Annotated in this window: 30 protein-coding genes; 18 read left to right on the forward strand and 12 right to left on the reverse strand. The window is 67.7% G+C overall.

Annotation, left to right across the window (positions count from 1 at the left end; translation table 11 throughout):
* Positions 1–122: 122 nt before the first annotated feature.
* The 7 genes from RNZ50_06050 to RNZ50_06080 all read left to right on the forward strand — a co-directional run bounded on the left by RNZ50_06050 (position 123) and on the right by RNZ50_06080 (position 4,486).
* A complete protein-coding gene (locus RNZ50_06050; protein ID MDT8854598.1) occupies positions 123–1,199 on the forward strand; it encodes an FAD-dependent oxidoreductase in 1,077 nt (358 codons plus the stop codon).
* The gene (locus RNZ50_06055) at positions 1,196–1,837 is read left to right on the forward strand and encodes a DUF938 domain-containing protein (protein MDT8854599.1); all 642 of its coding nucleotides are present in this window, start codon (positions 1,196–1,198) and stop codon (positions 1,835–1,837) included. Before RNZ50_06050 ends, RNZ50_06055 begins: the two co-directional genes overlap by 4 nt.
* A gap of 64 nt (positions 1,838–1,901) precedes the next feature.
* Positions 1,902–2,246, forward strand: coding sequence for a carboxymuconolactone decarboxylase family protein (locus RNZ50_06060; GenBank protein MDT8854600.1), 345 nt, complete (start codon positions 1,902–1,904; stop codon positions 2,244–2,246).
* Positions 2,247–2,338: 92 nt separating this feature from the next.
* Entirely contained in the window at positions 2,339–2,845 is a 507-nt protein-coding gene (locus RNZ50_06065; GenBank protein MDT8854601.1) for an EF-hand domain-containing protein, read from the forward strand.
* A gap of 55 nt (positions 2,846–2,900) precedes the next feature.
* On the forward strand, positions 2,901–3,692 hold the full coding sequence (locus tag RNZ50_06070; protein ID MDT8854602.1) for a GH25 family lysozyme: 792 nt from the start codon (positions 2,901–2,903) through the stop codon (positions 3,690–3,692).
* Between the two features lie 123 nt (positions 3,693–3,815).
* A complete protein-coding gene (locus RNZ50_06075; protein MDT8854603.1) occupies positions 3,816–4,058 on the forward strand; it encodes a hypothetical protein in 243 nt (80 codons plus the stop codon).
* Positions 4,055–4,486: a hypothetical protein gene (locus RNZ50_06080; GenBank protein MDT8854604.1), complete on the forward strand. Its 432-nt coding sequence runs from the start codon at positions 4,055–4,057 to the stop codon at positions 4,484–4,486. Before RNZ50_06075 ends, RNZ50_06080 begins: the two co-directional genes overlap by 4 nt.
* A 16-nt stretch (positions 4,487–4,502) precedes the next feature.
* Here RNZ50_06080 and RNZ50_06085 read toward each other — a convergent pair whose 3' ends face one another.
* The 4 genes from RNZ50_06085 to RNZ50_06100 form a co-directional block, all read right to left on the reverse strand.
* Positions 4,503–7,010, reverse strand: coding sequence for an FAD-dependent oxidoreductase (locus tag RNZ50_06085; GenBank protein ID MDT8854605.1), 2,508 nt, complete (start codon positions 7,008–7,010; stop codon positions 4,503–4,505).
* Positions 7,011–7,213: 203 nt separating this feature from the next.
* Entirely contained in the window at positions 7,214–8,005 is a 792-nt protein-coding gene (locus tag RNZ50_06090; protein MDT8854606.1) for a metal ABC transporter permease, read from the reverse strand.
* On the reverse strand, positions 7,998–8,774 hold the full coding sequence (locus RNZ50_06095; protein MDT8854607.1) for a metal ABC transporter ATP-binding protein: 777 nt from the start codon (positions 8,772–8,774) through the stop codon (positions 7,998–8,000). The genes RNZ50_06090 and RNZ50_06095 overlap by 8 nt, the downstream gene beginning before the upstream one ends.
* On the reverse strand, positions 8,771–9,268 hold the full coding sequence (locus tag RNZ50_06100; GenBank protein ID MDT8854608.1) for a Fur family transcriptional regulator: 498 nt from the start codon (positions 9,266–9,268) through the stop codon (positions 8,771–8,773). Before RNZ50_06100 ends, RNZ50_06095 begins: the two co-directional genes overlap by 4 nt.
* Before the next feature lie 72 nt (positions 9,269–9,340).
* Here RNZ50_06100 and RNZ50_06105 point away from each other — a divergent pair, with 72 nt between their 5' ends.
* From RNZ50_06105 to RNZ50_06120, 4 genes are all read left to right on the forward strand, one after another.
* A complete protein-coding gene (locus RNZ50_06105; protein MDT8854609.1) occupies positions 9,341–10,345 on the forward strand; it encodes a zinc ABC transporter substrate-binding protein in 1,005 nt (334 codons plus the stop codon).
* Positions 10,346–10,406: 61 nt separating this feature from the next.
* A complete protein-coding gene (locus RNZ50_06110) occupies positions 10,407–11,420 on the forward strand; it encodes an aldose epimerase family protein (protein ID MDT8854610.1) in 1,014 nt (337 codons plus the stop codon).
* A 100-nt stretch (positions 11,421–11,520) separates the two neighbouring features.
* Positions 11,521–12,291, forward strand: a complete 771-nt coding sequence (locus tag RNZ50_06115) for a hypothetical protein (protein MDT8854611.1) — start codon at positions 11,521–11,523, stop codon at positions 12,289–12,291.
* Between the two features lie 5 nt (positions 12,292–12,296).
* Complete coding sequence (locus tag RNZ50_06120) at positions 12,297–13,052, forward strand: hypothetical protein (protein MDT8854612.1); 756 nt, start codon at positions 12,297–12,299, stop codon at positions 13,050–13,052.
* Here RNZ50_06120 and RNZ50_06125 read toward each other — a convergent pair.
* From RNZ50_06125 to uraH, 4 genes are all read right to left on the reverse strand, one after another.
* Positions 13,049–14,296: a urate hydroxylase PuuD gene (locus RNZ50_06125; GenBank protein MDT8854613.1), complete on the reverse strand. Its 1,248-nt coding sequence runs from the start codon at positions 14,294–14,296 to the stop codon at positions 13,049–13,051. The genes RNZ50_06120 and RNZ50_06125 overlap by 4 nt on opposite strands.
* Positions 14,297–14,457: 161 nt before the next feature.
* Positions 14,458–14,925: a hypothetical protein gene (locus tag RNZ50_06130; protein MDT8854614.1), complete on the reverse strand. Its 468-nt coding sequence runs from the start codon at positions 14,923–14,925 to the stop codon at positions 14,458–14,460.
* A 3-nt stretch (positions 14,926–14,928) separates the two neighbouring features.
* Positions 14,929–15,273, reverse strand: coding sequence for a DUF6152 family protein (locus RNZ50_06135; GenBank protein MDT8854615.1), 345 nt, complete (start codon positions 15,271–15,273; stop codon positions 14,929–14,931).
* 105 nt (positions 15,274–15,378) lie between these two features.
* Positions 15,379–15,747, reverse strand: a complete 369-nt coding sequence (gene uraH / locus RNZ50_06140) for a hydroxyisourate hydrolase (GenBank protein ID MDT8854616.1) — start codon at positions 15,745–15,747, stop codon at positions 15,379–15,381.
* Positions 15,748–15,889: 142 nt separating this feature from the next.
* Between uraH and puuE the strand changes: the two genes are divergently transcribed.
* Together puuE and RNZ50_06150 are read left to right on the forward strand one after the other, a co-directional pair.
* Positions 15,890–17,317, forward strand: coding sequence for an allantoinase PuuE (gene puuE / locus RNZ50_06145; protein ID MDT8854617.1), 1,428 nt, complete (start codon positions 15,890–15,892; stop codon positions 17,315–17,317).
* Positions 17,314–18,156, forward strand: coding sequence for a bifunctional allantoicase/(S)-ureidoglycine aminohydrolase (locus RNZ50_06150; protein MDT8854618.1), 843 nt, complete (start codon positions 17,314–17,316; stop codon positions 18,154–18,156). The genes puuE and RNZ50_06150 overlap by 4 nt, the downstream gene beginning before the upstream one ends.
* A gap of 163 nt (positions 18,157–18,319) precedes the next feature.
* Here the strand turns inward: RNZ50_06150 and RNZ50_06155 are convergent, their stop codons facing one another.
* The gene (locus RNZ50_06155; protein MDT8854619.1) at positions 18,320–18,853 is read right to left on the reverse strand and encodes a phage protease; all 534 of its coding nucleotides are present in this window, start codon (positions 18,851–18,853) and stop codon (positions 18,320–18,322) included.
* Positions 18,854–18,857: 4 nt separating this feature from the next.
* Positions 18,858–19,754: a Mu-like prophage major head subunit gpT family protein gene (locus RNZ50_06160; GenBank protein ID MDT8854620.1), complete on the reverse strand. Its 897-nt coding sequence runs from the start codon at positions 19,752–19,754 to the stop codon at positions 18,858–18,860.
* A gap of 130 nt (positions 19,755–19,884) precedes the next feature.
* Here RNZ50_06160 and RNZ50_06165 point away from each other — a divergent pair, with 130 nt between their 5' ends.
* Positions 19,885–20,928 (forward strand): IS5 family transposase, encoded by a 1,044-nt coding sequence (locus tag RNZ50_06165; protein MDT8854621.1) that lies wholly within the window; start codon positions 19,885–19,887, stop codon positions 20,926–20,928.
* A gap of 305 nt (positions 20,929–21,233) precedes the next feature.
* Positions 21,234–22,460 carry an IS256 family transposase gene (locus tag RNZ50_06170; protein MDT8854622.1) on the forward strand — a complete coding sequence of 409 codons (1,227 nt, stop codon included), beginning with the start codon at positions 21,234–21,236 and terminating at the stop codon, positions 22,458–22,460.
* On the opposite strand, the gene RNZ50_06175 is transcribed toward RNZ50_06170, so the two are convergent.
* Together RNZ50_06175 and RNZ50_06180 are read right to left on the reverse strand one after the other, a co-directional pair.
* Complete coding sequence (locus RNZ50_06175; GenBank protein ID MDT8854623.1) at positions 22,379–23,290, reverse strand: hypothetical protein; 912 nt, start codon at positions 23,288–23,290, stop codon at positions 22,379–22,381. The two genes, RNZ50_06170 and RNZ50_06175, sit on opposite strands and share 82 nt — an antisense overlap.
* On the reverse strand, positions 23,287–23,475 hold the full coding sequence (locus RNZ50_06180; GenBank protein MDT8854624.1) for a hypothetical protein: 189 nt from the start codon (positions 23,473–23,475) through the stop codon (positions 23,287–23,289). Before RNZ50_06180 ends, RNZ50_06175 begins: the two co-directional genes overlap by 4 nt.
* Before the next feature lie 267 nt (positions 23,476–23,742).
* Here RNZ50_06180 and RNZ50_06185 point away from each other — a divergent pair, with 267 nt between their 5' ends.
* The 3 genes from RNZ50_06185 to istB are packed head-to-tail and all read left to right on the forward strand — an operon-like array spanning position 23,743 to position 26,064.
* Complete coding sequence (locus tag RNZ50_06185; GenBank protein ID MDT8854625.1) at positions 23,743–24,156, forward strand: hypothetical protein; 414 nt, start codon at positions 23,743–23,745, stop codon at positions 24,154–24,156.
* Complete coding sequence (gene istA, locus RNZ50_06190; protein ID MDT8854626.1) at positions 24,038–25,252, forward strand: IS21 family transposase; 1,215 nt, start codon at positions 24,038–24,040, stop codon at positions 25,250–25,252. The genes RNZ50_06185 and istA overlap by 119 nt, the downstream gene beginning before the upstream one ends.
* Positions 25,249–26,064: an IS21-like element helper ATPase IstB gene (gene istB, locus RNZ50_06195; protein MDT8854627.1), complete on the forward strand. Its 816-nt coding sequence runs from the start codon at positions 25,249–25,251 to the stop codon at positions 26,062–26,064. Before istA ends, istB begins: the two co-directional genes overlap by 4 nt.
* The last annotated feature ends 61 nt before the right edge of the window (positions 26,065–26,125 follow it).

The raw sequence follows: 26,125 nt of genomic DNA on the forward strand, positions 1-26,125 counted from the left end.
AAGAAGGGCAGAGCCCGCGCACGAAGGCCCGCAACGGGCAAGGGAACCGGGACGCAACGGGAAGGGGTGACGCTGTGCGCCGCCCCTTTTCCTTTCCGGGCAGCGGTGGCAGGGTGCGCCGCATGAAACATGATTTTCTGATCATCGGCGGCGGCATCGCCGGAGTGTCTGCGGCGGCGCGCCTGTCCGCGCTCGGGTCCGTCCTGCTGCTGGAGGCCGAGGGTGCGCTGGCACACCACGCCTCGGGCCGATCGGCCGCCCTTTACGAGCCGCGCTACGGGCTGGCGCCGGTGGTGGAACTGTCGCTCGCCTCGGGCGACTATTTCCACCAGACCGAAGGCATCCTGTCGCCGCGCGGCATGATGATCGTCGGGCGGGCAGAGGATCGCGCCACCATCGCGGCCGAGGCCGAGGCGATGCATCTGGCCCCGATTCCGCTCGACCAGGCGCTGGCGATGGTGCCGGTGCTGAACGCCGAAGTCCTGGCCTTCGCCGCCCATGCCGATCACGCCTGGGACATCGACACCGACCGGCTGTTGCAGGGCTTTGCCCGGGTGGCGCGCGGCAACGGGGCGCGCCTCGTGACCGGGGCGCGGGTGACGGGCATCGCGCGCGACGGGGCGGGCTGGCGGGTTTCCACCGCCACGGGCGACCATGCGGCTGGGCTGCTGGTCAACGCCGCCGGGGCCTGGGTCGACCAGGTGGCGGCGATGGCCGGGGTGACGCCGCTGGGCTTCACGCCGCTGCGCCGCTCGATGGCGCGGATACCTGCGCCGGGCGGGCAGGACGTGTCGCGCTGGCCGATGATCTTCGGCGCGGGCGAGGCGTGGTATGCCAAGCCCGACGCCGGGGCGCTGATCGTCTCGCCGGCCGAGGAACACCCGATGACGGCACATGACGCCTTTGCCGACGACATGGTGCTGGCCGAGGGTCTGGCACGCTATGAGGAAATGGTGACCGAGCCGGTGACCCGCCTGCTGGCGAACTGGGCGGGCCTGCGCACCTTTTCGCCCGACCGGGTGCTGGTGATCGGGCATGACCCGGCCGAGCCTGCGTTCTTCTGGCTGGCGGGTCAGGGCGGCTACGGCTTCCAGTCCTCGCCTGCCGCCAGCGCGCTGGCCGCCGACCTGATCGGCGGGCGCGCGCCGCAGCTTGATGCCGGACTTGTGGCGGCGCTGTCGCCCGCGCGGTTCGCATGACGCTGCGGCTGCCCGATTCCGGCGCGCCGGTGTCGCCCGACGGGCGCCGCCACGCGCCTTCGGCCGAACGCAATGCGGCGGCCATTCTTGCCGTGCTGCGGGCCGAGGCTCCGGCGCGGGGCCGGCTGCTGGAACTGGCGTCGGGCACCGGGCAGCACGCCGCGATGTTCGCCGCCGCCCTGCCGGGTCTCGACTGGCAGCCGACCGATGCCGATCCGGGTGCGCTGGCCTCGATCGCCGCATGGGGTGCGGCGGCGGACAGCGTGAACCTGGCCGCCCCGGTGCTGCTCGATGCCGCGCAGCCCGGCTGGGGGGCCGGTTGGGCCGGGCAGGATGTGGTGCTGCTGGTCAACCTGTTGCACCTGATCCCCGAGGCCGACGCAGGCGTGGTGCTGGCCGAGGCGGCGCGGGCGCTGGCCCCGGACGGCAAGCTGCTGATCTATGGCCCCTTCCTGCGCGATGGGAAAACCACCAGCGAGGGCGACGCGGCCTTCCACGCCAGCCTGCAGGCGCAGGATGCGCGCATCGGCTACAAGGATCTGGCCTGGGTCGAAGGCCGTCTGGCGGCGGCCGGGCTGGGATTGCGGATTGTCGAAATGCCCGCCAACAATCTGATGATTGTCACATTCAAGCATTGATATACATCAAGGCACACCTGGCCCGGGCATGGCACCCCTGCCCCGACCGCAAAAGGAGTGCCCCATGGACTGGAAGACCAAGAACAGCGACATCCGCGACCAGCTTCGCGTGCTGAACCGCGCCATCCCCGAAACCGCCAAGGGCTTCGGCGCCCTGTCGAAGGGCGTCAAGGAAGGCGGGGTGCTGGATCACAAGACCAAGGAGTTCGTGGCATTGGGCATCGCGGTGTCGCAACGCTGCGAGGCGTGCATCGGGCTGCATGTCGAGGCGCTGGTCAAGGCCGGGGCCAGCCGCGAGGAATGCGGCGACGTGCTGGCCATGGCCATCCAGATGGGCGGCGGCCCGGCGCTGATGTATGCCGCCAAGGCAATGGCCGCCTGGGACGAATTGTCTGCCACCGAGGCGTGACGATTTTTCTACGATAAATCGGCGGCCCGCAACGGAAGGTGCGGGCCGGCGCGTTTCACAGATGCACGCAAGCGAATGTGAAGGAGTGCATCATGAACCGTATCTCGTTGATCGCCGCCGGAATCGCCTTGGCCGGGGGCGGTGCCCTTGCCCAGACCGGCACCCCGGGCCAGAACTTCATGGCGGTCTGGGATCTGGACGCCGACGGCCGCGTGACGGTTGCAGAGGCCACCGAACAGCGCGGCAATGTCTTTGCCAGCTTTGACGCCGACGAGGATGGCCGCCTGACCGGTGCCGAATACGACCTGCTGGACGAGGCCCGCGCCAACGCGCGCGAACGGAACGGCATGGGCCATGACATGCGCGGCAAGGGCTTCGGGCGTGGTCAGGGCCTGGGCCTGGGCATGGGCGGCAACGGGTCGGCCAATGCCGGGATGGAGCGGGTGTTCAACGACGCCGACGGCGATGGCATGGTCAGCCGCGACGAGTTTCTGGCCCGCGCCTCCGACTGGCTGGCGATGATGGACCGCGACGGCGACGGCGCGGTGACGGCGCAGGACTTCCCGGGCAACCAGCAGCGGCGCCCGAATCGGGGGTGACATCGGGCGGGCGCTGGGCAACGATGGCGCGCACCTGACCAGGATCCCGACACCCATGCGCCTTCCCCTGATGTTTGCCGCCTGCGCCCTTGCCCTTCTGGCCGCCTGCGGCAGCCCCGGCCCGAAGGCCGCACCCGGTGCCCCACCCGTCGCCGTTCAGCCGCCGCGCTTCGCCGATGCCGACCCGCATCCGTGGAGCGGTGGAACACCACATGACCATGCGGTGCACGGCATCGACGTGTCGCGCTTTCAGGGGCTGGTGGACTGGCCGACGGCGCGGGCGGCGGGGGTCAGCTTTGCCTTCCTGAAGGCGACCGAAGGCGGCGATCTGGTTGACCCGATGTTTCTTGCCAACTGGCGCGCCGCCGGGCGGGCTGGCGTGCCGCGCGGCGCCTACCATTTCCACTACCATTGCCGCCCGGCCGCCGAACAGGCGCGCTGGTTCATCGCCAACGTGCCGCGCACGCCCGGCGCGCTGCCGCCGGTGCTCGACATGGAATGGACGCCGTTTTCCCCGACCTGCACCCTGCGCCCGGCCGCCAGCCATATCCGGTCCGAGGCCGCGATCTTCCTTGACGCGCTGGAACGTCACTACGGCCAGCGCCCGCTGCTTTACACCAGCATCGACTTCTACCGCGACAACCAGATGTGGCTGGTGCCGCGCACCGAATACTGGCTGCGCTCGGTCGCGGCCCACCCGGCGGAACTTTACGGCGGGCGGCCCTGGACCTTCTGGCAATACACCAGCACCGGGCTGGTGCCGGGCAGCCCCGGCAAGACCGACATCAACGTGTTCCACGGGTCGGCCGCCGCCTGGGCCGACTGGCTGGCGCGCCGCACGCGGTAGCCGCGCAATCGTCGGGTATTCCCTACCTGCGACAAACTCGCCCCATGGGAGATTCTGTGCTATGGTGATTCTGCGCAGAGTATTGCCGCGCATCCATTTCCGCGAAAAATCTTGGAGGAGAACATGACCCGTTTCGTGGTTGATCTGGGCGATATCGCCCTGCCGAAAGAAGCCGAGGCCGAGATTGCGGCCGACATGCAGAAGATGGTCCTTGGCCATATGGCCCGGCTCAGGATCGAAAAGCCCTTCATCACCAAATTCCCGCGCGAGTGGTGGGGGCTGATCGCCCGCCTCGACTTCGACTCGATCCTCGAAGGCGAGTTGCAGATCGGGCGCTCGTTCCTGCAGACCAGGGGCGGGATGTGACCGCGCCGGGCGGCGCCCCCGCCGCCCGGGACGCAGAGCCGCGCGCCTGCCCCAGTGCGCCAGCCGCACCCGGGGCCACCCTGCTCGGCTTTCTTGGCCCGGACGGACGGATCAGCAACCTGCGCACGACCCTGACAGTCGATACGGATTTTCTGGAAGAGGCCAGTCGGCACGGCCCGCCAGAGTCGCGGATGCGCTTTGCCGCGCGCTGCCAGACTTCGGGCTGCACGCAATGGACCGGAACGCGCTGCGGCGTGATCGACCGCGCCCTGGCGCACCTTGCGGCGCTGGGCGAGGAACCGGGCACCGACCTGCCGCCCTGCACCATCCGGGCGACCTGCCGCTGGTTCGGGCAGGTGGGCGCCACGGCCTGCGGCGCCTGTTCCCTGATCGTGACCGACACGCGCGACGCGGTGGCGGCGGAGTGATCCGCCGCCCCGGCCCCTAGCCGTCGATGCGGATGCGGGCGTTCGCCGGGTCGTGGGGGCTGTCTTCGACCACCACCGCATCCCAGTCCTGCAACAGCATCCGCACCTTCAGCCTTGTGCCCACCGTCGCCAGCGCCGGGGGCACATAGCCCATGCCGATCTGCTTGCCGAACGCGACCGACCAGCCGCCCGAGGTCAGCCGCCCGACCTTGGCGCCATCGTGGAACAGCGCCTCTTTCCCCCAGGGGTCGGCATCCGTCGGCCCGTCGATCAGCACGGTGACACATTTCGCCCGAATGCCGGTGTCGAGCATCGCCTGCTTGCCCTGAAAGTCTTTCGTGAGGTCCACGAAACGGTCCAGCCCCGCCTCCAGCGGAGTCGCATCGCGGCCAAGCTCGGTCCCGAAGGCGCGATAGGATTTTTCCTGCCGCAGCCAGTTCTGCGCCCGCGCGCCGACCAGTTTCATGCCGTGCTTCGCCCCCGCAGCCAGCAGCAGATCCCACAGGTAGCGCTGCATCTCGATCGGGTGGTGCAGCTCCCACCCCAGCTCGCCGGTATAGGCGACGCGGATCGCGCTGACCGGGCACATGCCCAGTTCGATCCGCCGCGCCGAGAGCCACGGGAACCGCTTGTTCGACAGCACGCTGTCGGGGTCGGCATCCTTTACGATCTCGCGCAGGATCGCACGCGCGTTCGGCCCGGCCAACGCGAAGACACCCCATTGCGTCGTCACGTCACGGATGTCGATGTGCCCGAACTCGGGCGCCTTGTCCTCGGCGCATTTCCTCATGTAATCGGCATCATAGGCCGTCCACGCCCCGGCGCTGACCAGATAGTAGTCGTCCGGGCCGTTGCGCACGATGGTGTATTCGGTCCGCGTGGTGCCGGTGGGCGTCAGCGCATAGGTCAGGTTGATCCGCCCCACGGCAGGCAGCTTGTTGGTGGTGAACCAGTCCAGAAACGCCGTCGCCCCCGGCCCGCGCACGATGTGCTTGGTGAAGGCGGTGGCGTCGATCAGCCCTGCCGTAGAACGCAGCGCCTCGGCCTCGGCCTTGGCATATTCCCACCAGGCACCCCGGCGGAACGACCGCGAGTCATGGTCGAAATGCTCGGGCGCGCCAACGGGGCCGTAGTAGTTCGGCCGCTCCCAGCCGTTCACCTGGCCGAACTGCGCCCCCAGCGCCACCTGCCGGTCATAGACCGGGGCGGTGCGCAGCGGGCGGCAGGCCGGGCGTTCCTCGTCGGGATGGTGCAGGATGAAGACGTGGTCGTAGCATTCCTCGTTCTTGCGTGCGGCATATTCGGTGGTCATCCAGCCGCCGAAGCGGCGCGGGTCAAGGCCTGCCATGTCGATCTCGGCCTCGCCCTGCACCATCATCTGCGCGAGGTAATAGCCGGTGCCGCCCGCCGCCGTGATGCCGAAGCTGAAGCCTTCGGCCAGCCACATGTTGCGCAGGCCGGGGGCGGCGCCGACCAGCGGGTTGCCGTCAGGCGTGTAGCAGATCGGGCCGTTGAAATCATCCTTCAGCCCCACGGTCTCCGACGAGGGCAGGCGGTGGATCATCGACATGTATTCCACCTCGATCCGCTCCAGATCCAGCGGGAACAGGTCGGCGCGGAAGCTTTGCGGCACGTCGTAGAGGAACCGGGCCGGAGCGTTGCGCTCATAGGGCCCCAGAATCCAGCCGCCACGCTCTTCGCGCACATACCACTTGGCATCGGCATCGCGCAGCACCGGGTGCTGCGGGTTGGTCTTGCGCCACTCGACCAGCGCGGGGTCGGGCTCGGTCACGATATACTGATGCTCGACCGGAATCGCCGGGATGCGGATGCCCAGCAGCCGCGCGGTGCGCTGCGCGTGGTTGCCGGTGGCGGTCACCACATGCTCGGCGGTGATCTCGAACGTGTCGTCCGAGGCCACCAGATTGCCGCCGGTCTCGACCATCCGGGCACAGGTCACGACCCACTCCGACCCCGTCCAGCGGTAGCCGTTCACCTGAATGCGGCGCTCGATGGTGCAGCCCAGTTGCCGCGCGCCCTTGGCCATCGCCTGCGTCACGTCGGCGGGGTTGATGTAGCCGTCCTGCGGGTGGAACAGTGCTCCCTTCAGGTCGCCGGTCCGCACCAGCGGCCAGCGGTCCTTCATCTGCGCCGGGGTCAGGAATTCATGATGCACCCCGGCGCTTTCCGCGACCGAGGAATACAGCATGTATTCGTCCATCCGTTCCTGCGTCTGCGCCATGCGCAGGTTGCCCACGACGTAGAAGCCGGGGTTCAGCCCGGTCTCGGCCTCCAGCCCCTTGTAGAAATCGACCGAATACTTGTGGATGTGGGTGGTGGCATAGCCCATGTTGAACAGCGGCAAGAGCCCCGCGGCGTGCCAGGTGGAGCCGCTGGTCAGTTCGTCGCGCTCGACCAGCATGGTGTCCCAGCCCGCCTTCGCCAGATGATAGGCGATGCCGGTGCCGACTGCGCCACCACCGACGACGAGGGCTTTGACATGGGTTTTGGACGGGGCACTCATCGGCGCAGACTCCCAGTGGAACGGTTCGCCCCATACATGCCCTAACGCCGGAAGGCCGGGCAAGTCCGCCCGACCATTGCCAGCCGAAAACGACATGGTGACCGGTTCGCGACGCGGCGGCCCTGCCGACGCCGAATTTTCTACGAAAATTCGCGCCCTTCGCCCCGCTGTCCGAATTTTCGTAGAAAATTCGCGCGCTGCGGTCACCCGCGCCGCATCTGCCCCGCCAGCGCCGACACCACGAAAACCGCCGCCGCCACACTGATGATCGACGGCCCCGCCGGGGTGTCGAAAGCCAGCGACATCTGCAACCCGCCGAAGGTCGCCAGCGCCCCGATTGCGACCGCGATTCCGGCCATCGCCTCGGGCGTGCGCGCAAAGCCCCGCGCCGCCGCCGCCGGGATGATCAGCAGCGCGGCAATCAGCAGCGCCCCCACCACCTTCAGCGCAACCGCCACCACCACCGCCAGCGCCAGCGTCAGGATCAGCCGCTCGCGGTCCGGGTTCACGCCCGAGGCATGGGCCAGATCCTCGCTCAGCGTCGCGGTCAGCAGCCCCGACCAGCGCCATGCCAGCAGCCCTGCCACCAGCAGCGCCCCGCCCCAGATGAAGGCCAGGTCGCCGCGCGACACCGCCAGTATGTCGCCGAACAGCCAGGCCGAAAGGTCCGAGCGCACCTCGGGCACGAAGCTCGCCGCCACCAGCCCCAGCGCCAGCGCCGAATGCGCCAGCACCCCCAGCGTCGTGTCCATCGCCCAGCCGCGCGCCGCCAGCGCCGAAACCGTCACCGCCATCGCCAGCGCCACCAGCAGCGTGCCAAGCCCCACCGGCAATTCGGTCGCCAGCGCCAGTGCCACGCCCAGAATGGCGGCATGGGCCGTGGCATCGCCGAAATAGGCCATCCGCCGCCACACCACGAAAGACCCCAGCGGCCCCGCCGCCAGCGACAGCCCGACCCCCGCCAGCACCGCCCGCAACAGAAAATCGTCAAGCATCGCCATGTTCCCGCAACCTGACCGCCTCGTGCGGATGGGCATGGTCATGCCCGTGGCCGTGGTCATGGTCATGATCGTGCTGATGCTGATACAGCGCCAGTGCCCCCTGCGTGCCCAGCCCGAACAGCGCCCGGTATTCCGGCGCGTTCGAGACAACGCGCGGCGTCCCTTCGCAGCAGACGTGCCCGTTCAGGCAGATCACCCGGTCAGATGCCGCCATCACCACATGCAGATCGTGGCTGACCATCAGTACCCCCGCCCCGGTTTCCTGCCGCACCTCGGCGATCAGCCGGTAGAACGCGGCCTCGCCGGGCTGGTCCAGCCCCTGCGTCGGCTCGTCGAGTATCAGCAGGTCGGGCGCCACCAGCAGAGCCCGCGCCAGCAGCACCCGCTGGAACTGCCCGCCCGACAGCGCGAGCAGCGGCCGCCCGGCCACGTCCGGCACCCCCACCCGCGCCAGCGCTGCCGCGGTGTCGGCCGCATTGCGCCGCTCGGGCAGCGACAGGAAGCGCCCTGCCGTCAGCGGCAGGCTGCGGTCGATCTGCAACCGCTGCGGCACATAGCCGATGCGCAGCCCCGCCTTGCGGCTGACCCGCCCGCAAGCCAGCGGCACGATGCCCAGAAGCGCCCGCAGCAGCGTCGATTTGCCCGACCCGTTCGGCCCGATCAGCGTGACGATCTCGCCCGGAGCGACCGACAGGCTGACGCCCTGCAGCACCTCTGCCCCGGCCAGCCGGACGCTGATCCGGTCGGCGGCAATCAGGCTCACGCCGCAACCCCGTCGCGGCAGGCGGGGCACAGGCCCAGCGCCTCGATGTTGCTGCGCTCGATCACGAAGCCCAGATCGGCCGCCGCCCGGTCCAGCGCCGCTCGCACCGGGGCGGCCGGGGCTTCGGCCACCACGCTGCACGACCGGCAGATCAGGAAGGCCGGCGCATGGGCCTCGCCCGGGTGCATGCAGGCGGTGAAGGCGTTCAGCCGCCGGATGCGATGCGCCAGCCCCTGTTCCACCAGAAACTCCAGCGCGCGATAGGCGACCGGCGGCTGGTTGCCGTAGCCTTCGGCCGCCAGCCGTTCCAGCACGTCATAGGCGCCCAGCGCCCGGTGCGCCTCGAGCAATATCTCCAGTGTGCGGCGGCGCACCGGCGTCAGCCGCAGCCCGCGCTCGCGGGCCAATGCGTCGGCGCGCGCCAGCCCGTCGCCGGCGCAGTGGGCGTGGTCATGCGGCTGGAAGGCGGGGGTCGATCGGTCGGCGGTCTGCACGGGGGCGCCCCTTGACTTGTAATAGTATAACATTCATACCCGGTGCCGAACAGCAGGCAAAGGGCAATCGCAATGCGTTATACCATATCTCTTACCGTGGCCAGCGCGCTGTGGGCCGGCACTGCCGCAGCCGAGGTGCCGCGCGTGGTGACCGACCTGCCGCCGGTCCATGCGCTGGTGTCGATGGTGATGGGCGACCTCGGGCAGCCCGGCCTGCTGCTTGACCGCGGCGCCAACGCCCACAGCTTCCAGATGCGCCCCAGCCAGGCGCAGGCCCTGTCGGAAGCCGACCTGATCGTGTGGATCGGCCCCGAGATGACCCCTTGGCTCGACCGCACGCTGCGGGGCATGGAAACCACGGCGGCGCAGGTGCATCTGCTCGACGCGCGCGGCACCTACCTTCAGGATTTTCGCGCAGGCGGGAGCGCAGGCGGGCACGACCACGCCAAGCATGATCACGACCACGCCGCAGAGGCCTCAGCCGCGACCGAAGGCCATGACCATGCCGAAGGCGAAGGCCATGACCATGCTGAAGGCGAGGCCCACGCCCACGCCGGCACCGACCCGCACGCCTGGCTCGACCCGGCCAATGGCGCGCTGTGGCTGGACACCATCGCCGTTGCCCTGTCTGGCCTCGATCCCGCAAATGCCACGGTCTATACCGCCAATGCCGCCGCCGCCCAGGCGCAGATCGCGGCGACGGATGCCGAGGTCGCGGCCATCCTCGCCCCGGTCAAGGACAAGCCCTTCGTCGTGTTCCATGACGCCTACGGCTACTTCGCCGGCCATTACGGGCTGAATGTGGCAGGCTCGGTGGCGCTGGGCGATGCCTCTTCGCCCGGCGCAGCGCGTCTGGCCGACCTGCGTGCCGGAATGCAGGCCGGCAGCGCGCTCTGCATCTTCCCCGAGGCGCGGCATGACCCGGCGCTGGTGGCGCAGATGGCCGAGGGCACCCGCGTCAGGGTCGGCGGCACGCTCGACCCCGAAGGCGCGATGCTCGAACCCGGCCCCGGGCTTTACCCCTTGATGCTGCGCGGCCTTGCCTCCACCCTTGCCGACTGCCTTGCCGCCGACTGACCACCCTTGACCCGCAAGGCCCCATGGGCAACCCTGCCCCCGGAACATCACCGGGGGCAAGATGCAGGCAGCACCAACCCGCGTCGCCCCGTTCGGCAGCGCCCATGGGCAGACGGTCCAGCGCATCCTCCTGCAGGCGGGCGATTTGACAGTTGCCCTTCTGACCTGGGGGGCGGTGCTGCAATCGGTGCGGCTCGCGGGGGTGGCGCATGACCTGACGCTGGGGTCCGACCGGATCGACGACTACCTTGGCGCGATGCGCCACCACGGGTCGGTCATCGGCCCGGTTGCCAACCGCATCAGCGGCGCGCAAGCGCGGATCGCGGGCCGCCTGCACCGTTTCGAGGCCAATCAGGCGGGCACGATCACGCTGCACGGCGGTGACGCGGGCACCCACCTCAAGCTCTGGTCGCTGGTCGCGGCCACGGCTGACAGCGCGACACTCGGCCTGACCCTGCCCGATGGCGACGGCGGCTTTCCCGGCAACCGCACCCTTGCGGCCCGCTTCGAGGTCGCGCCCCCCGCCACGCTGCGCCTGACCGTGACCGCTACGACCGACGCAGCCACCCTGATCAACGTCGCCAACCACAGCTACTGGAACCTTGACGGCAGCGCCGACTGGTCCGGCCACGCCTTGCGCATTGCGGCCGACCGTTACCTGCCCACCACCCCCGATTTCACCCCCACGGGCGAGATCTTCCCGACCGAGGGCACCCCGCACGACTTCCGCACCGCGCGCGAAATCACCCCCGGCGCGCCGCCGCTCGATCATTGCTTCTGCCTGTCGGACGCCCGCCGCCCCCTGACGCCGGTGCTGTGGCTGACCGGCCGCGGCGGCACCTCGCTGACCCTTGCCACCACCGAACCCGGCGTGCAGGTCTATGACGGCCGTGCCGCGCTCCGCCCCGGTCACGGCCCCTACGAGGGGCTGGCGATCGAGGCGCAGTTCTGGCCCGACGCCCCGAACCACCCCGCCTTCCCGGCCATCACCCTGACCCCCGGCACGCCTTGGGAACAGGTGACCGAGTGGCATTTTGCCCACAATCCACGCGTGCAGACCGCGCCACCCGCTTGACAGAACGCCGCACCGGCCCCAGCATCCCCCAAGGCAGGCTTGCGGGAGCGGTTTCCCGCGAAAGATCAGGAAAACATCGCAACGCGGCAGCAGGCACCCCATGCCCCTGCCCGGAGGCTTTACGATGGTGCCACGCATTTCCGCCCGGCTGACGGGCTGTATCGCACTCGGTCTGGCGCTGGCCGGCCCCCCGGCTGTCGCGCAGGAAAGGAACCTGACGCTGCTCGGCATCCCCTCGGCCACGGTCGCGCCGCATGGCATGGTTTACGGCGCGCTCTCGGGCAGCGACCGCTATCTCGGCAGGTTCGATGAAACCGACGGCTCGCTGGAGCTTGGCTTCGGCCTTGGCGATGCGCAGGCCGGGATCGGGGCACAGATCAAGGTGGTCTCCACCTCGCTGACCGATGATTTCGGAGATTCCGGCTATTTCGGCGTGAAGTTCGCGCGCCAGATCGCCGCCGGGTCGATGCCGGTCTTCCTTGGCCTGCAGATCGACCATATCGCCGGGTGGGGAGAAGCGTCTGACCGCGACCCCGAGGCGTCGCTGGCCCTGACCGCGTTCCGCTTGATGCAGTTCTCGCCCGGCGGCGACAGCTTTCCGATGATGTTCACCCTTGGCGTCGGCGACAACCTGCGAAACAACCAGACCGACCCCGGCGTGTTCTTCGGCGCGGGCATCGGGCTGACCGAAAGCCTTGGCGCAAGCGCGGCCTGGTCGGGCGAGGGCGTCGACATCGGCGCATCCTTCCGCCCGCAGGCCCTGCCGGCGATGCGCGTCTCGGCCACCGTGAACGATGTGTTCGATCAGGAAGACAGCCGCAGGGTGACCCTTTCGGCAAGCTGGGCCTTGAAAGACGTGTTCGGGAGATGACGGCGATGACCCCCAGACATCTGGCCAGACCTCTGGCGTGCCTGCTGCTCGGGCTTAGCCTTGCGCCGGGCGCCGCCCCGGCCGGCGAAACGGCGGTGGACAACAACGCCTTCGTCTACATTCCCGACGTGTTCGGCGACATCTTCGGCGGCGGCGTTTCCGGCACCCGGCTGAGCGCGCCTCCCGCCGCAGGCGATGCCACTTCCGCAAGCGATGCCACTTCACCGGGCGAGGCCCCCGCCGGGGCAACGGTCGTCCGGGCACCCGCCGGGGCGTCCGTGGGGCTGCCGGGCGATCTTGGCGCCACCACGATCAGCGCCGACGCCACCCAGCGGCTGGTCAGCCGGGTGGCCGACGCCTCGCGCTTCTGCCGCCTGCTACCGGAATCGGCCTATGCCGTCGATTGCCTCAGTGAACAGCTTGAATCCATCGTGCGCGACATGCCCACGACCGGCGAATATGCTGATGCCCGCACCGCCCTTGCCACCGCCGCCCGCGACCTGCGCGCGCTGGCCGAACGCAACGCCGACCCGGCGCTGCCCACCGCCCGGCTGCGGGTTGGCGGTCAGGTGTCGTCACGCCCCCTGACCCCGATCCGCCCCGAGGCTCGCGCCAGCGCCAACCAGCAGGCCATCGCCATTCTGGAGGAGGCCGAAACCGTGCTCCTGCGCTCGGCTGAAAACTCGGCCCGGCGCCGGGGGCATTACGACCGCGTGGCACTGGCTGTGGGGTCGAACAAGCTGCTGCTGCGCTCGCTCTAGCCTTCCTCCGGCCCGACAGCGCCACGAAACCACGCCACGATCTTTGCCCTTTCCTGGGGTTCGATGTAGCTTAGGTTACCGGGCGGCATCGCATGGGTCAGACCCGCCTGCAGATAGATCCGCCGCGCCTCGTGGGCGATCTGGGCCGGGCTTTCCAGCACCACGCCCTTCGGCGGCCAGTGCAGCCCTTCCCACGACGGCTCTGCCGCATGGCACATCGAACAGCGGCCCAGCACGATGTCGGTCACCTCGTCGAAGCCGGAGGCTTCGGCATAGCGCAGCGCCGATCCGGTCAGCGCGGCCTCGGGGGCGGGCAGCCGCATCGGCGCGGTCGACAGCCAGGCGATGATCAGGAACAGGATCGCGGTCGCGGCCCAGGTCCAGCTTGGCCGCCCCTTCCGGGCGTGCATCGTGTTGAAATAATGCCGGATCGTGACCCCCATCAGGAACACGAGGCTGGCAATCAGCCAGTTCCATTCCGTCGCGAACACCAGCGGGTAATGGTTCGACAGCATCAGGAACAGCACCGGCAGCGTCAGGTAGTTGTTGTGCACGCTGCGCTGCCGGGCGATCCGGCCATATTTCGGGTCGGGCTTGCGCCCGGCCTTCAGGTCGGCGACCACGATCCGCTGATTGGGCATGATGGTCATGAACACGTTGCCGCTCATCAGCGTCGCGGTGAAGGCCCCCAGATGCAGCAGCGCCGCCCGGCCCGAGAAAACCTGCGTGTAGCCCCAGGCCATCGCCACCAGCAGCCCGAACAGCAGCACCATCAGCCGCGTGTTGTCCATCCCGAAACGTGTCTTGCACAGCGCGTCATAGGCCAGCCAGCCGAACAGCAGCGAGCCGACCGATATCGCGATGGCCTGCCACACCGGAATGTCCAGCACCTCCGGGTCGACCAGATAGAACTCTGCCCCCAGGTAATACACCAGCACCAGCAGGGCGAACCCCGATAGCCAGGTGGCATAGCTTTCCCATTTGAACCAGGTCAGATGCTCGGGCAATCGGGCCGGGGCGACCATGTATTTCTGCACATGGTAGAACCCGCCGCCGTGCACCTGCCATTCCTCGCCCGAAACGCCTTCGGCCATCCCCGGCGCCTTCTGCAAGCCCAGATCCAGCGCGATGAAATAGAACGAAGACCCGATCCACGCCACCGCCGTGATCACATGCGTCCAGCGCGCCGCGATCTGCACCCATTCCCACAGCACGACCCAGTCGTAAACCGCATCCGTCATCATCCCAGTCCCCCGGCCCCGCGCAACTCACCAACCGACCGGGATCATTCGATAGTCGTCGGCAGAAATCCACCCGGTGCGCCCGGGCCAGACGCGATCATCCGCGCAAATGCAGCGCCTGTCCACCAATTGGGCAGCGCGGGCGGCGCATCGGCCCCTGCGGTTCAGAAATAGGCGATCAGCCGCCCCAGCGCCGCCACGCCCAGCCACAACAGCAGCGACACGCCTGCCGCCAGCCGCATCTGCAGTGTCGGCACCGCCCCCAGCGACGCGCCCCGCAACATCCGTTCGAGCCAGACCACATTGCCCAGCGCCAGCAGGATCGCCAGAACCTTGACCTGGAACACCGGATTCACCGCGATGTGGCCCGCCTCCGGCAGGAACAGCATCACCCCCGTGCCGATCTGCACCAGCAGGAACAGCACCGCCAGCGGCCGCACCCGCGCCACGAAAGACCGGATCGCGGAAACGCTGCGCTCACGCATCGCCACGATGTCCATCGCCGCCACCGAGGCGAAGAACAGCATCAGCCCCGTGACGTGCACCACGTTGGCCAGCGGGTAGAGCCAAACCGACCGCCGCATTTCCCCGGCCACGCCCGAGGCTTCCAGCCCGGCAAGCAGACCTTCCATGCGTCAGCGCAACTCGTAGCGCCGACCGTCGACCTCGACCCACTCGGCGCGGATCTCGGCCGTGCCGTCGCTTTTGGGATAGCCATGGGCCGTCACTTCGACGCCGACCTTCAGCACCGCCTCGGTCGCCCCGCGCGCGTTCATCCGCGTCAGCGGCGCCAGCGTGATCAGCCACGGCGCGCCGTCATGCGGAACGGTCATCTCGCCATGCGGATTGCCCAGCGTGATGTCCTCGATCTCGCCTGCGATGGTGATCGGGGCATCGGCATTGTAGGATCCCCAGCCGTGGTGCGCGGTAGCCGGCACGGCGGCCAGGGCAATAATCAGGAACGGCAAAGCACGTTTCATCTGCGCCTCCTCTTTCCAGTCGGTGCCGTGATGGTATGCGCCTGCGAAAATCCGTCAAGCGGGCCGCCCCGCATCCCCGCGCCGGTGCGGCAGGTTTTCGCCGCGTCAGCTCCCCCGATAGGTCGAATAGGCAAAGGGCGAAATCAGCAGCGGCACATGGTAATGCGCGCCCGAATCCGTCACGCCGAACCGTATCGGAATCTCGTCCAGAAACAGCACGCCGTCGCCCGCCTGTCCCGATGCGCGCAGGTAGTCCCCCGCACAAAACACCAGCTCATAAACACCCACAACCATCTCCTGGCCCGCCAGCATCGGCGCATCGGTGCGCCCGTCGGCGTTGGTCACGGTTTCCCCGATCTTGCGGTGGCTGTTGCCCGTCACCCTGAACAGAATGATCGTCACCCCCGCCGCAGGCTTGCCCCGCGCAGTATCCAGCACATGCGTCGTCACCCGGCCACCAACTGCCCCTGTCATCCCCCGCCCCTTCCGGTCATATCTGCCGCAGTCTGCCGCGAATTGCCGCAGGAATCGACCGCCGATTTGCGACTCGCGTTTTCCGGTTGCATTTTCAGGTACGTCCGCGATCTTTCACCCTGTCCAGCGAAGGAGCCTCCCCGTGAACCGCTACCCCCGCGACCTTCTGGGCTACGGCGCCAATCCCCCCGATGCCGCCTGGCCCGGGGGCGCGAAAATCGCCGTCTCGCTGGTGCTGAACTACGAGGAGGGCGGCGAGAACAGCATCCTGCACGGCGACGCCGCGTCCGAGGCGTTCCTGTCCGACATCGCGGGCGCCGCCCCCTGGCCGGGCCAGCGGCACTGGAACATGGAATCCCTTTACGACTACGGCGCCCGCGCGGGCTTCTGGCGCCTGCACCGGCTGTTCACCGGCCTGGGCATCCCGGTCACGGTCTACGGCGTCGCCACCGCGCTGGCCCGCAGCCCCGAACAGGTCGCCGCCATGCAGACCGCAGGGTGGGAAATCGCCTCGCACGGCCTGAAATGGGTCGAGCACCGCGACATGCCCGAGGCCGACGAACGCGCCGCCATCGCCGAGGCGATCCGCCTGCACTCCGAGGTTACCGGTACCCGCCCGCACGGCTGGTACACCGGGCGCTGCTCGATCAACACCGTGCGGCTGACCGCCGAACAGGGCTTCGACTGGATCTCCGACACCTACGACGACGACCTGCCCCACTGGCGCAGCGCAAACGGCCACGACCAGCTGGTGATCCCCTACACGCTCGAGGCCAACGACATGCGCTTCGCCACCGCGCCGGGCTACATCACCGGCGAGCAGTTCTTCCAGTACCTGAAGGACAGCTTCGACACCCTCTACGCCGAGGGCTGCGAGGGGCGGGCAAAGATGTTCTCCATCGGCCTGCACTGCCGCCTGATCGGCCGCCCGGGCAAGATCGCGGGCCTGCGCCGCTTCCTCGACTACGCGCAGGCGCACGACGGTGTCTGGTTCCCCCGGCGGATCGACATCGCCCGCCACTGGGCCGCCACCCACCCGCCGGCACATCGCGAGCGCCCCTCGCAGATGAACCGCACCGCCTTCGTGCGCCGCTTCGGCGGCATCTTCGAGCATTCCCCCTGGGTCGCGGACCGCGCCTTCAACCTGGAACTCGGCCCCGCACATGACAGCGCGACCGGCCTGCACGGTGCGCTGACCCGCGTCTTCCGCAGCGCCACGCCCGAGGAACGGCTGCGCGTGCTGACCGCCCACCCCGACCTTGCGGGCAAGCTGGCGCAGGCCCGCCGCCTGACCCCCGAAAGTGCCGGCGAACAGGCGCAGGCCGGCCTCGACGCCCTGACCGACGCCGAACGCGTGACGTTCGAGGATCTCAATGCCGCCTACGTTACCCGCCACGGCTTCCCCTTCATCATCGCGGTGCGCGATCACACCAAGGCCACGATCCTGCACGCCTTCCAGACCCGCCTGACCAACGACCGCGACACCGAATTCGCCACCGCCTGCGCCCAGGTCGAACGCATCGCCGCCCTGCGCCTGACCGACCTGTTCCGCGAGGAGTCCCCGAAATGAACCGCTACCACACCCCCCCCGGCGGCCTGCCGCCCCAGACCAGCCTGATGACCGGCCGCGCCGTCTTCACCGACGCCTACGCCTTCCTCCCGCGCGGCGTGTTCTCCGACATCGTCACCAGCCTGCTGCCGGGCTGGACCCACACCCGCCTCTGGCTGATCGCCCGGCCGATGTCGGGCTTCTCCGAAACCTTCAGCCAGTACGTGATGCGTGTCGGCCCCGGCGGCGGCTCCGACACGCCCGACCCCGAACCCGGCGCCGAAAGCGTGATCTTCGTCACGGCGGGCGAGGTCTGGCTGTCGCTCGACGGAATCGAACACGACCTCGGCCCCGGCGGCTACGCCTACATTCCGGCGGGCTGCGCCTGGCGGCTGCACAACGGCGGCCCGCACGTGGCCAGTTTCCACTGGATTCGCAAGCTTTACGAGCCCGCCCCCGGCATCGCCCCACCCGCCGCCTTCGTCACCTCCGACCAGGATATGACCCCGGTCGCCATGCCCGACACCGAAGGCCGCTGGGCCACCACCCGCTTCGCCGACCCCGCCGACCTCGCACACGACATGCACGTCAACATCGTCACCTTCCAGCCCGGCGGCGTGATCCCGTTCGAGGAGACCCACGTCATGGAACACGGGCTCTACGTGCTCGAAGGCAAGGCGGTCTACAAGCTCAACCAGGACTGGGTCGAGGTCGAGGCCGGCGACTTCATGTGGCTGCGCGCCTACTGCCCGCAGGCCTGTTACGCCGCAGGCCCCGGACCGTTCCGCTACCTGCTCTACAAGGACGTGAACCGCCACGCCCGCCTGCGCGGCCCCGGCGCCTTCGGCCCGCCCCGATGAAAGCGCCCCCCTCGCCCTACTCTCTGCGAATTCTTCTGTTCACAAATATCCCACGGGGGCTCGGGGGTGTGAAACCCCCGGTCCGCCCACGGCCACACAGGACCGCCATGCCCGGCACCCGCACCGCCCCCTTCCCCATTCACCTTTGCTGTTGTGTAAGCAATTATTTCACAGTGTCAGCATTTATTCGGGTATAGCTGGTTTCAAGTAGGAAGAGTTGGGAAGTCCGGAGGCTAGCCCGAATGGGTCGGGGTTGTCCGGGGTCAGGGTGGAGGTTCGGGTTATGCACGAGGCCCGCGCCTTTCAGCCGGACAATCGCCTTGGTCTTCGGGTGGAAGAGGAAGCTCGGGGACAGGTAGCGGTATTCCCGGTTGCCGATCAGCTCGCGCGCGGTGGCCGTCCATTCCACCCGGCCCCAGAGCCCGCCCGCCGCGATCTTCAGTTCCTTGATCCAGCCCGCCGCCGGAACCGGGCCGTTCAGCTTGGCTTCCGGCCGGTCGTTCTGGTGTTCGTAGTCGATCGGCAGATCGACGCCGGCCGACTGGAAAGCCAGCACCAGGGCGGCCGGGTCCGCCAGATCGAATTCGCGCCCGTCGCGCCCGGTCATCCGCCCTTCCGGGAAGAGCTGCACCCATTCGGGCGCGGAACCGCCCGGCGCAAGGGCGCGGTCGCAGATGCCAAGGGCAAGCCCGGGCATGGCGTCAGGCCACATACGGCGTGACGATCAGTTCCGCCGTGCCCTTCCAGGGGTTCGACCCGCCGCCGTCCTTGGTTTCGGTGTTCAGCAGGTGCAGCGCCGCGCTTTCCAGGGAAGGCGGTACGACCAGGACAGTCGGGGTCACGCCCAGGATGCGCCCGCCGTCGCTCTTGAAGTCCATCATCGCCGCCCGCGCGGCGGCGTAGTTCTCTTCGGTCAGGTCGGCCTTGGAGCCGTAGGCAAGCTGCCAGAGGCCGAAGCCCGCATTGACCCGCGCCCGGACGCCGTAGACGTATTCGTCGTTCATGAACACATGTTGGTCGTTGGTGCCGGTGATCGACTGGAACTCGTACTTCTCGCGTTCCTGCCAGATGATCGGGCGCATGGCGCGCGACGTGTCCAGCAGGAACCAGGGCGCGCCCGATCCGGCCTGCATGTTGCTGACCGAAACCGGCGCGGCCCCGGCGTCCAGTTCAACCGGGTGATCGGTGTCGAAGAAGTTCTGGCCGTCGAAACAGTTGGTGGTGAAGCCCGCCTTCAGCAGGCCGAAGACCAGCTCTTCGGGGTGACGGCGGCTGTCCTGCCCCATTTCCGCGAACATCGGCTTGAAGAGCCCGAGCTTGTCGTCGGCAATGTCGGTGCGACCGACCGAAACCGTCGCCTCGAACTTGCGGTTCGCGATGGTGAAGCCGTGCGCCTTCAGCCCGTTGACGTAGCGCCCCCCGACCCATTCGCGCAGGCGGGGGAACATGCCCAACCAGCCATAGGTCTCATCGCGGCTGGCACTCGGCACCGTCATGGCGATCTTGTCGGCATGGGCCGGGGCGGCGGCAAAGGCATCGGAATAGACGGTCTTGAAGCCCCGAAAGGCAAGGTCCAGCGTTTGGCTGTCGATGATCACGGCGGTAGGCCCTTCCTGTCATGGCGGCTCAGCGTCCGTTGTACCCTGAATTCATGGGCACCTCGAAAAATTGCCGTGACGACGCTGCCTTTGTAGGATGAAGGGGGCGTTTGGCTACTGGAGGATAACGATGGCGCAGATGGGGTTCTTTGATCTTTCAGACCGTTACGCGAGCCTTGATGCCAAGCGGGACCCGTTGGTCGAGATCGACGCCATCGTGCCTTGGGAGGAGTTTCGTCCGACGCTGGAGCGGGTCTGGCGGAAGCCTGAGGCGGAGCGGAAGTCGCGGGCAGGGCGCAAGCCGATGGACGCGGTGGTGATGTTCAAGACGCTGGTGCTGGGCGCGCTCTACAACCTGTCCGATGACAAGATGGAGTATCAGGTGCGCGACCGGCTGTCCTTCATGCGGTTTCTTGGTCTGGGGCTCGAGGACCGGGTGCCCGACGCCAAGACCGTCTGGCTGTATCGCGAGGGTCTGGCGCAGGCGGGTGTGGTCGATGCGCTGTTCAAGCAATTCGACGGGTATCTGGCGCGGCAGGGTTATATCGCGCGCGGCGGGCAGATCCTGGACGCCTCCATCGTGCCGGTGCCGCGCAACCATAACAAGCGGGATGAGAACAAGGCGATCAAGAACGGCGAGGTGCCGGAGGGCTGGGCCGACAAGCCCGCCATGCGGTCGCAGAAAGATACCAATGCGCGCTGGACCAAGAAGCACGGGAAATCCCACTACGGCTACAAGAACCACGTGAATGTGGACCGTCAGCATAAGCTGGTGCGCCGCTACCATGTCAGCGATGCAGCGCTGCATGACAGCCAGGCAGTGGATCACCTCCTGATGCAAGGCAACACCGGCTCGGACGTCTGGGCCGATCCGGCCTATCGGTCCGAGGAGATGGAGGCCAAGCTGCGCGCCCAGGGCCTGAGGAGCCGCATCCACCGCAAGGGAAAGCGCGGCAAACCGCTGAGCGAGCAGGGCAAGGCCAGCAACCGGACCAAGTCCGCCGTACGCGCCCGGGTCGAACATGTCTTCGGCGCACAGACCAACGACATGGGTGGGACGCTGGTGCGCACCATCGGCATCGTGCGTGCGAAGGCCAAGATCGGGATGAAGAACCTCGCTTACAACATGCGCCGCCTCGCCCAGCTCCGCCGCCTGAACCCATGTCCGGCGTAATCCGGGGCGCGGACTTCAGGCCGAAGAGGCCGCGGCCCGCCATAGCCGGGCGGAATGGCCCCCAACTACGCCGCCGAAAACTACAGCAAGCCGCTTCCCGCAGCCTTCAGGCCGCCAAACCAGCCCTGAACAGCGGAGAACAAGGAAAAATCGAGGTGCCCTCATGATAGTCGCTGAATGCCTTGTGGTCCCGATCATGCTGATAGGTGGTGTCGCGGGAGTGGTGGAAATTTGAAGGCGGCGTAATCTCCGGGTGAACTGAAACCCACCCAGTCGGCGGCGCCAACCGCCAGGGAGATCACGCCATGAACGACATTACCGACAGCTCGGCCTTTTCGCTACTGCCCGACACGACCGGGTATGACCCGATCGAGGAGCGCCTGCGGGCAAGCGTCCGCGCGACCATCGAGACCATGTTTGAAGAGGAACTGGCCGAGTTTCTCGGCCGCATGCGCTACGGTCGCGGCGACGAGAAGGCGAAGGGCTATCGCCACGGGCACCGCGAGCGGCAGCTGACCGGCACCTTCGGCACCGAAACGGTGCGCGTGCCCCGCGCCCGGGTCGAGGACGAGGACGGCAAGGCTAAGGAATGGCGCTCGAAGGCGCTGCCGCGCTACCAGCGGCTGACGAAGAAGGCCGAGGCGCTGATCGCGGCGGTCTATCTTGCCGGGACCAACACCCGGCGCGTCAAGCGGGCGCTGTTCGGGCTGTTCGAGGGCGCCGTCAGCAAGGATGTGGTCAGCCGGGCCTGGCGCAAGGTGAAGGTGGATTGGGATGCCTGGTCGGCCCGCAGCCTGGCCGACGAGGACATCGTCCGGCTGATCCTCGACGGCACCGTGATCCGGACCCGGCTGGACCGCAAGGCCACCAACATCTCGGTGCTGGCGGCGATCGGCATCCGCCGCGACGGGCAGAAGGTATTGTTATCCATCAAGAACATGGGCGGAGAGAGCACATCTGCCTGGCGCCAGTTCCTCGACGACCTTGATGCCCGCGGTCTGAAGCGGCCCGAATTCGTCATCGTCGATGGCGCTCCCGGGCTTGAAGCCGCTCTGGTCGCGCTCTGGGGCGAGGCTCTGCCGATCCGGCGCTGCACGGTCCACAAGCACCGAAACCTGCTGGCGCACGCGCCCAGGCACCTGCACGACGAGCTGACCGAGGACTACCGCGACATGATCTGCGCCGACACCGCCGCCGGGATCGAGACCCGCCGCAAGGCATTCCTGCGCAAGTGGCAGCTCAAGTGCAAGGCCGTTGCCGACAGCCTTGAAGAAGCAGGGGACCGGCTCTTCAGCTTCACCCGCCTCGATCCCTCGCAATGGAAGTCGGCCCGGACCACCAACGCCATCGAACGGCTGAACGAGGAGTTCCGCCGCCGGATCAAGACCCAGACCGTGCTGCCCTGCGCCGAGACCGTGCCGATGCTGCTCTGGGCGCTGCTGGCATCCGGTCAGATCCAGATGCGCAAGGTCGACGGCTGGGAGACGCTTTCCCAGCCCCTCGACCCGATACCTCTTGACGCAGCCGCCTGAGAAACCGAACCTTCACATGCCCGGACCACACCGCCAGGGAATTTCCACAGCATTCGCGACACGACCTGCTGATACACCGCGCGCATTTCTGCAAAACGTTGAACCCAATGGCTGTTCAGCCGGAAACACTCTGTCAGCGAAGCTTTCGGGATGACGGACCCGGCAGCAAGTGTCAGTTGCCGAAGTTCCGACGCACACAAGCGGATGACTTCCCGGTCGGACGTGCCCTTCATCATCGGGCCGCGCGCCGTCCGGTCAATCCGTTCTTCGATCCGTGCCTGCACGTCATCGGCCAGGCCGCAGCCTTCGTCCCAGGCGCGGGTGATCAGGACACGGGTCTTGCCCTTGTCCGCCCGTGTCACCGGAGTCAGCGCCGCCGTACCGCCGGTTTCCGCGGCGCGCACCCAGTCGCGGAGTGTGTTCTCGGCAAACCGTGACCAGCCATCGCCAATTTGGTGCTGTTCCGCCGCCGCCACCCGAAAGGCTGCCGCCCGTTCGGCCGAACCCTTCGGATGGGTCAGAATCGGCGCGATGATCCGCTGCCTGTCCGCCGCAATCCGGAAGTGATGATCGGCCGGGCGGGTGTTCAGGCGCGGTTTAACGAGAGTTGAAGGGGCGGTTTCGGAGAGGGACAGAAGCGCGATAAGCTCGGGGCTTGCGCACTCCGGAAGCAAGTGAAGGACAGTACCGCCCGCTCCGCCAGGCTGCCCGGCAATTTCGATCAATGGCAGCCGATGACCGCGCCACGACCCTTTGCTGAATGCCCGCCTGGCAACGCGCTCGCCGATGCCTGCTCGGACCGCAAACTCGCTGGCCGCGATAGAAATCACTTCGGCTGCTCCTTCAGACCGAGCGCAGCCGCGATTTTCTCCGCTACCCCATAGTGACCCTTGTTGTGGCCGTAGATCACGGCTTCGACGTTTCGGACCTTGAACCCGTTTTCTTCAGCCCATTGGGGGATAGTCTTCCCCTCGTTCCATAGGCGGGCTTTGATGGGAGAACGCTTCTTTGACATCGGTGCGGCCTGTGTCACGCTACACAAACTGCACAATTACACAGAATACACAAATGGCAACGCGCAGAACAACAAAGAACGGAATTGTTCTGTTCAGCGACAACCATCTTGGCCGGTGCCGGCAACCACCTTGGCCGGTGGGGCTGAACGGAAGACGGGCATGCCCGTCTGGAGGGCAGCCCCACCGGCTTGATTGATTTCGGGGAAGGTGCTGGTCGCTGCGGGTTGGTAAGCCGGGTTCCTCTGCCGTCAAACGGAGGATCCGGGTTGGCCTACAAACCCATCAACGACCAGCAATTGAGATTATACATGTCCGACCTCCGATATCACAGTCAGCGCACGTCGGCCGCCCGCGCCGGGTTCAGTGAGCGCACGGCCCGACGGTTCGATGCCAATCCGACGCTGCCCTCGAACCGCAAGATCGTTCACGGGCGCACGGTGGCCGATCCCCTCGAAGGCTTTTGGGAGGGCGACATCCTTCCTTTGCTGGAGAGGGACAGCACTTTGCAGGCCGTCACCCTGCTGCGCCACCTTCAGGGCCTGCACCCGCTGGCCTTCCCCGATGACCGGCATCCGGCGCACCCTGGAACGGCGGGTGCGGCAGTGGCGGGCGCTGAACGGACCCGAGCGCGACATCATCTTCCGCCAGACGCCGGAGCCGGGCCGCATGGCCCAGTCTGACTTCACTCATGCCGAGGAGCTGGAGGTGACGATCGCGGGCCAGCTATTCCCGCATCTGCTTTACCACTTCGTCATGGTCTACAGCCGGTGGGAGCATGTCGGGGTGGTCCTGGGCGGGGAGAGCTTCACGGCCCTGGCCGAGAACCTGCAGCAGGCGCTCTGGTCGCTCGGCGGGGCACCACAGGAGCATCGCACCGACAGCCTCTCGGCCGCTTTCCGCAACCTGACGGCTGACCAGCGCCAGGATATCACCACGCGCTACAATGCCTTCGTCGGCCATTACGGCATGGAGGCCAGTCGCAACAACCGCGGCGAGGCTCATGAGAACGGCGCGGTGGAATCCCAGAACCGGCACCTCAAGAAAGCCATCGAACAGGCGCTGATCCTGCGCGGCAGCCGCGACTTCGCCAGCATTGAGGACTACCGCCGCTTCATCGACATTCTGGTGGCACGGCGCAACCGGCAGCGGGCGGCGGCCACGCAGGTGGAACGGGCGCATCTGAAGCCCCTGCCGCCCCGGCGCACCACCGACTTTACAGAGACCGTGGTTCCGGTCACCCGCACCAGCGGCTTTCTGGTCAAGAGCATCTTCTACAGCGCCCCGTCGCAGCTGATCGGGCAGCGCTTGCGGGTCCACCTTTACGACGATCGCCTTGAGGCCTTTCTCGGCAGCACCCTGGTCGTCAGCCATACAAGGGCGCGAGGTCGCGGCGATGGCCATCGCGTGCATGTCATCAACTACCATCACGTCATCCATGCGCTGCGGCGCAAACCGCAAGCCCTGTGGAGTTCGATCTACCGCGACAGCCTGTTCCCGCGAACCGAATACGCTGCAGCCTGGCAGGTGCTGCAGCGTGATCTGCCCCGCCGCGACGCCTGCCGCCGCATGGTCGACCTGCTGTTCATCGCCCACGACCGGGCCTGCGAGGCGGAACTGGCACATCTGCTGGCAGCAGAATTGGACGCGGGCCGGGTGCCCGATCCCGGACCTCTGGCATCCTGCCTGAACCCGCGGCAAACGGCGCTGCCGAGAGATGTTGCCGTCGCCCATCCCTCGCTCGACAGCTTCGATGCCCTTCTGGGAGCCTGCGCATGACCTCCCGCGAGATCGACATCCACACGCTGCCCGGCATGCTGACCGCGCTGCGCCTGCCCAGCTTCCACAAGCTTTGGGCCGACATCGCCACCCGTGCCGACACCGAAGGCTGGCCCGCTGCCCGCTTTCTGGCTGTCCTCGCGGAATACGAACTGGCCGAGCGCGACATGCGCCGCATTCAGCGCCACATGAACGAGGCACAGCTACCGGCTGGCAAGACGCTGGCGACCTTCGACTTCAAGGCGCTGCCAACCCTGCCGCGCGCCCGGATCGAGGCCTTGGCGGCCGGCGACTGGCTGGAGGGTGGCGGCAATCTGATCGCCATCGGCAATTCCGGCACGGGCAAAACGCACATTCTCTGCGCGATAGGCCATGCCCTGATCGAGCGGGGACACCGCGTGTTCTATACCCGCACCAGCGATCTGGTGCAGCGACTTCAGGCCGCCCGCCGCGATCTGGTGCTCGAAGCCGCGCTCGCCAAGCTCGACAAGTTCGACCTGATCATCCTCGACGACATCACCTACGCCCACAAGGATCAGGCCGAGACAGGCGTGCTCTTCGAGCTGATCGCCCGGCGCTACGAATGCCGCAGCATCGCCATCGCCGCCAACCAGCCCTTCAGCGGCTGGGACCAGATCTTCCCGGACAAGGCGATGACCGTCGCCGCCATCGACCGGCTGGTTCATCACGCAGCGATCCTGGAGATGAATGCCGAAAGCTTCCGCCAGCGCGCGGCCGCCTCCAACAAAGAGGCGCTGAGCAGACCGCCAACGACAACCATCGCCGACAACAAGGACAAAGGAGAAGGCTGAGCGAAAAACAATTCCAGATACGCCAACCCAGCGGCCTAAAACCGGCCAACGTGGTTGACGG

The sequence above is a fragment of the Paracoccaceae bacterium Fryx2 genome, assembly GCA_032334235.1.
Lineage (GTDB): Bacteria > Pseudomonadota > Alphaproteobacteria > Rhodobacterales > Rhodobacteraceae > JAVSGI01.

Excerpts from the sequence above, each read along its gene's own strand:
- RNZ50_06050 (MDT8854598.1), top strand. The coding sequence starts at position 123 with ATGAAACATGATTTTCTGATCATCGGCGGCGGCATCGCCGGAGTGTCT.
- RNZ50_06055 (MDT8854599.1), top strand. The coding sequence starts at position 1,196 with ATGACGCTGCGGCTGCCCGATTCCGGCGCGCCGGTGTCGCCCGACGGG.
- RNZ50_06060 (MDT8854600.1), top strand. The coding sequence starts at position 1,902 with ATGGACTGGAAGACCAAGAACAGCGACATCCGCGACCAGCTTCGCGTG.
- RNZ50_06065 (MDT8854601.1), top strand. The coding sequence starts at position 2,339 with ATGAACCGTATCTCGTTGATCGCCGCCGGAATCGCCTTGGCCGGGGGC.
- RNZ50_06070 (MDT8854602.1), top strand. The coding sequence starts at position 2,901 with ATGCGCCTTCCCCTGATGTTTGCCGCCTGCGCCCTTGCCCTTCTGGCC.
- RNZ50_06075 (MDT8854603.1), top strand. The coding sequence starts at position 3,816 with ATGACCCGTTTCGTGGTTGATCTGGGCGATATCGCCCTGCCGAAAGAA.
- RNZ50_06085 (MDT8854605.1), bottom strand. The coding sequence starts at position 7,010 with ATGAGTGCCCCGTCCAAAACCCATGTCAAAGCCCTCGTCGTCGGTGGT.
- RNZ50_06090 (MDT8854606.1), bottom strand. The coding sequence starts at position 8,005 with ATGCTTGACGATTTTCTGTTGCGGGCGGTGCTGGCGGGGGTCGGGCTG.
- RNZ50_06105 (MDT8854609.1), top strand. The coding sequence starts at position 9,341 with ATGCGTTATACCATATCTCTTACCGTGGCCAGCGCGCTGTGGGCCGGC.
- RNZ50_06110 (MDT8854610.1), top strand. The coding sequence starts at position 10,407 with ATGCAGGCAGCACCAACCCGCGTCGCCCCGTTCGGCAGCGCCCATGGG.
- RNZ50_06115 (MDT8854611.1), top strand. The coding sequence starts at position 11,521 with ATGCCCCTGCCCGGAGGCTTTACGATGGTGCCACGCATTTCCGCCCGG.
- RNZ50_06120 (MDT8854612.1), top strand. The coding sequence starts at position 12,297 with ATGACCCCCAGACATCTGGCCAGACCTCTGGCGTGCCTGCTGCTCGGG.
- RNZ50_06125 (MDT8854613.1), bottom strand. The coding sequence starts at position 14,296 with ATGATGACGGATGCGGTTTACGACTGGGTCGTGCTGTGGGAATGGGTG.
- RNZ50_06130 (MDT8854614.1), bottom strand. The coding sequence starts at position 14,925 with ATGGAAGGTCTGCTTGCCGGGCTGGAAGCCTCGGGCGTGGCCGGGGAA.
- RNZ50_06135 (MDT8854615.1), bottom strand. The coding sequence starts at position 15,273 with ATGAAACGTGCTTTGCCGTTCCTGATTATTGCCCTGGCCGCCGTGCCG.
- uraH (MDT8854616.1), bottom strand. The coding sequence starts at position 15,747 with ATGACAGGGGCAGTTGGTGGCCGGGTGACGACGCATGTGCTGGATACT.
- RNZ50_06150 (MDT8854618.1), top strand. The coding sequence starts at position 17,314 with ATGAACCGCTACCACACCCCCCCCGGCGGCCTGCCGCCCCAGACCAGC.
- RNZ50_06155 (MDT8854619.1), bottom strand. The coding sequence starts at position 18,853 with ATGCCCGGGCTTGCCCTTGGCATCTGCGACCGCGCCCTTGCGCCGGGC.
- RNZ50_06165 (MDT8854621.1), top strand. The coding sequence starts at position 19,885 with ATGGCGCAGATGGGGTTCTTTGATCTTTCAGACCGTTACGCGAGCCTT.
- RNZ50_06170 (MDT8854622.1), top strand. The coding sequence starts at position 21,234 with ATGAACGACATTACCGACAGCTCGGCCTTTTCGCTACTGCCCGACACG.
- RNZ50_06180 (MDT8854624.1), bottom strand. The coding sequence starts at position 23,475 with ATGTCAAAGAAGCGTTCTCCCATCAAAGCCCGCCTATGGAACGAGGGG.
- istA (MDT8854626.1), top strand. The coding sequence starts at position 24,038 with ATGACCGGCATCCGGCGCACCCTGGAACGGCGGGTGCGGCAGTGGCGG.
- istB (MDT8854627.1), top strand. The coding sequence starts at position 25,249 with ATGACCTCCCGCGAGATCGACATCCACACGCTGCCCGGCATGCTGACC.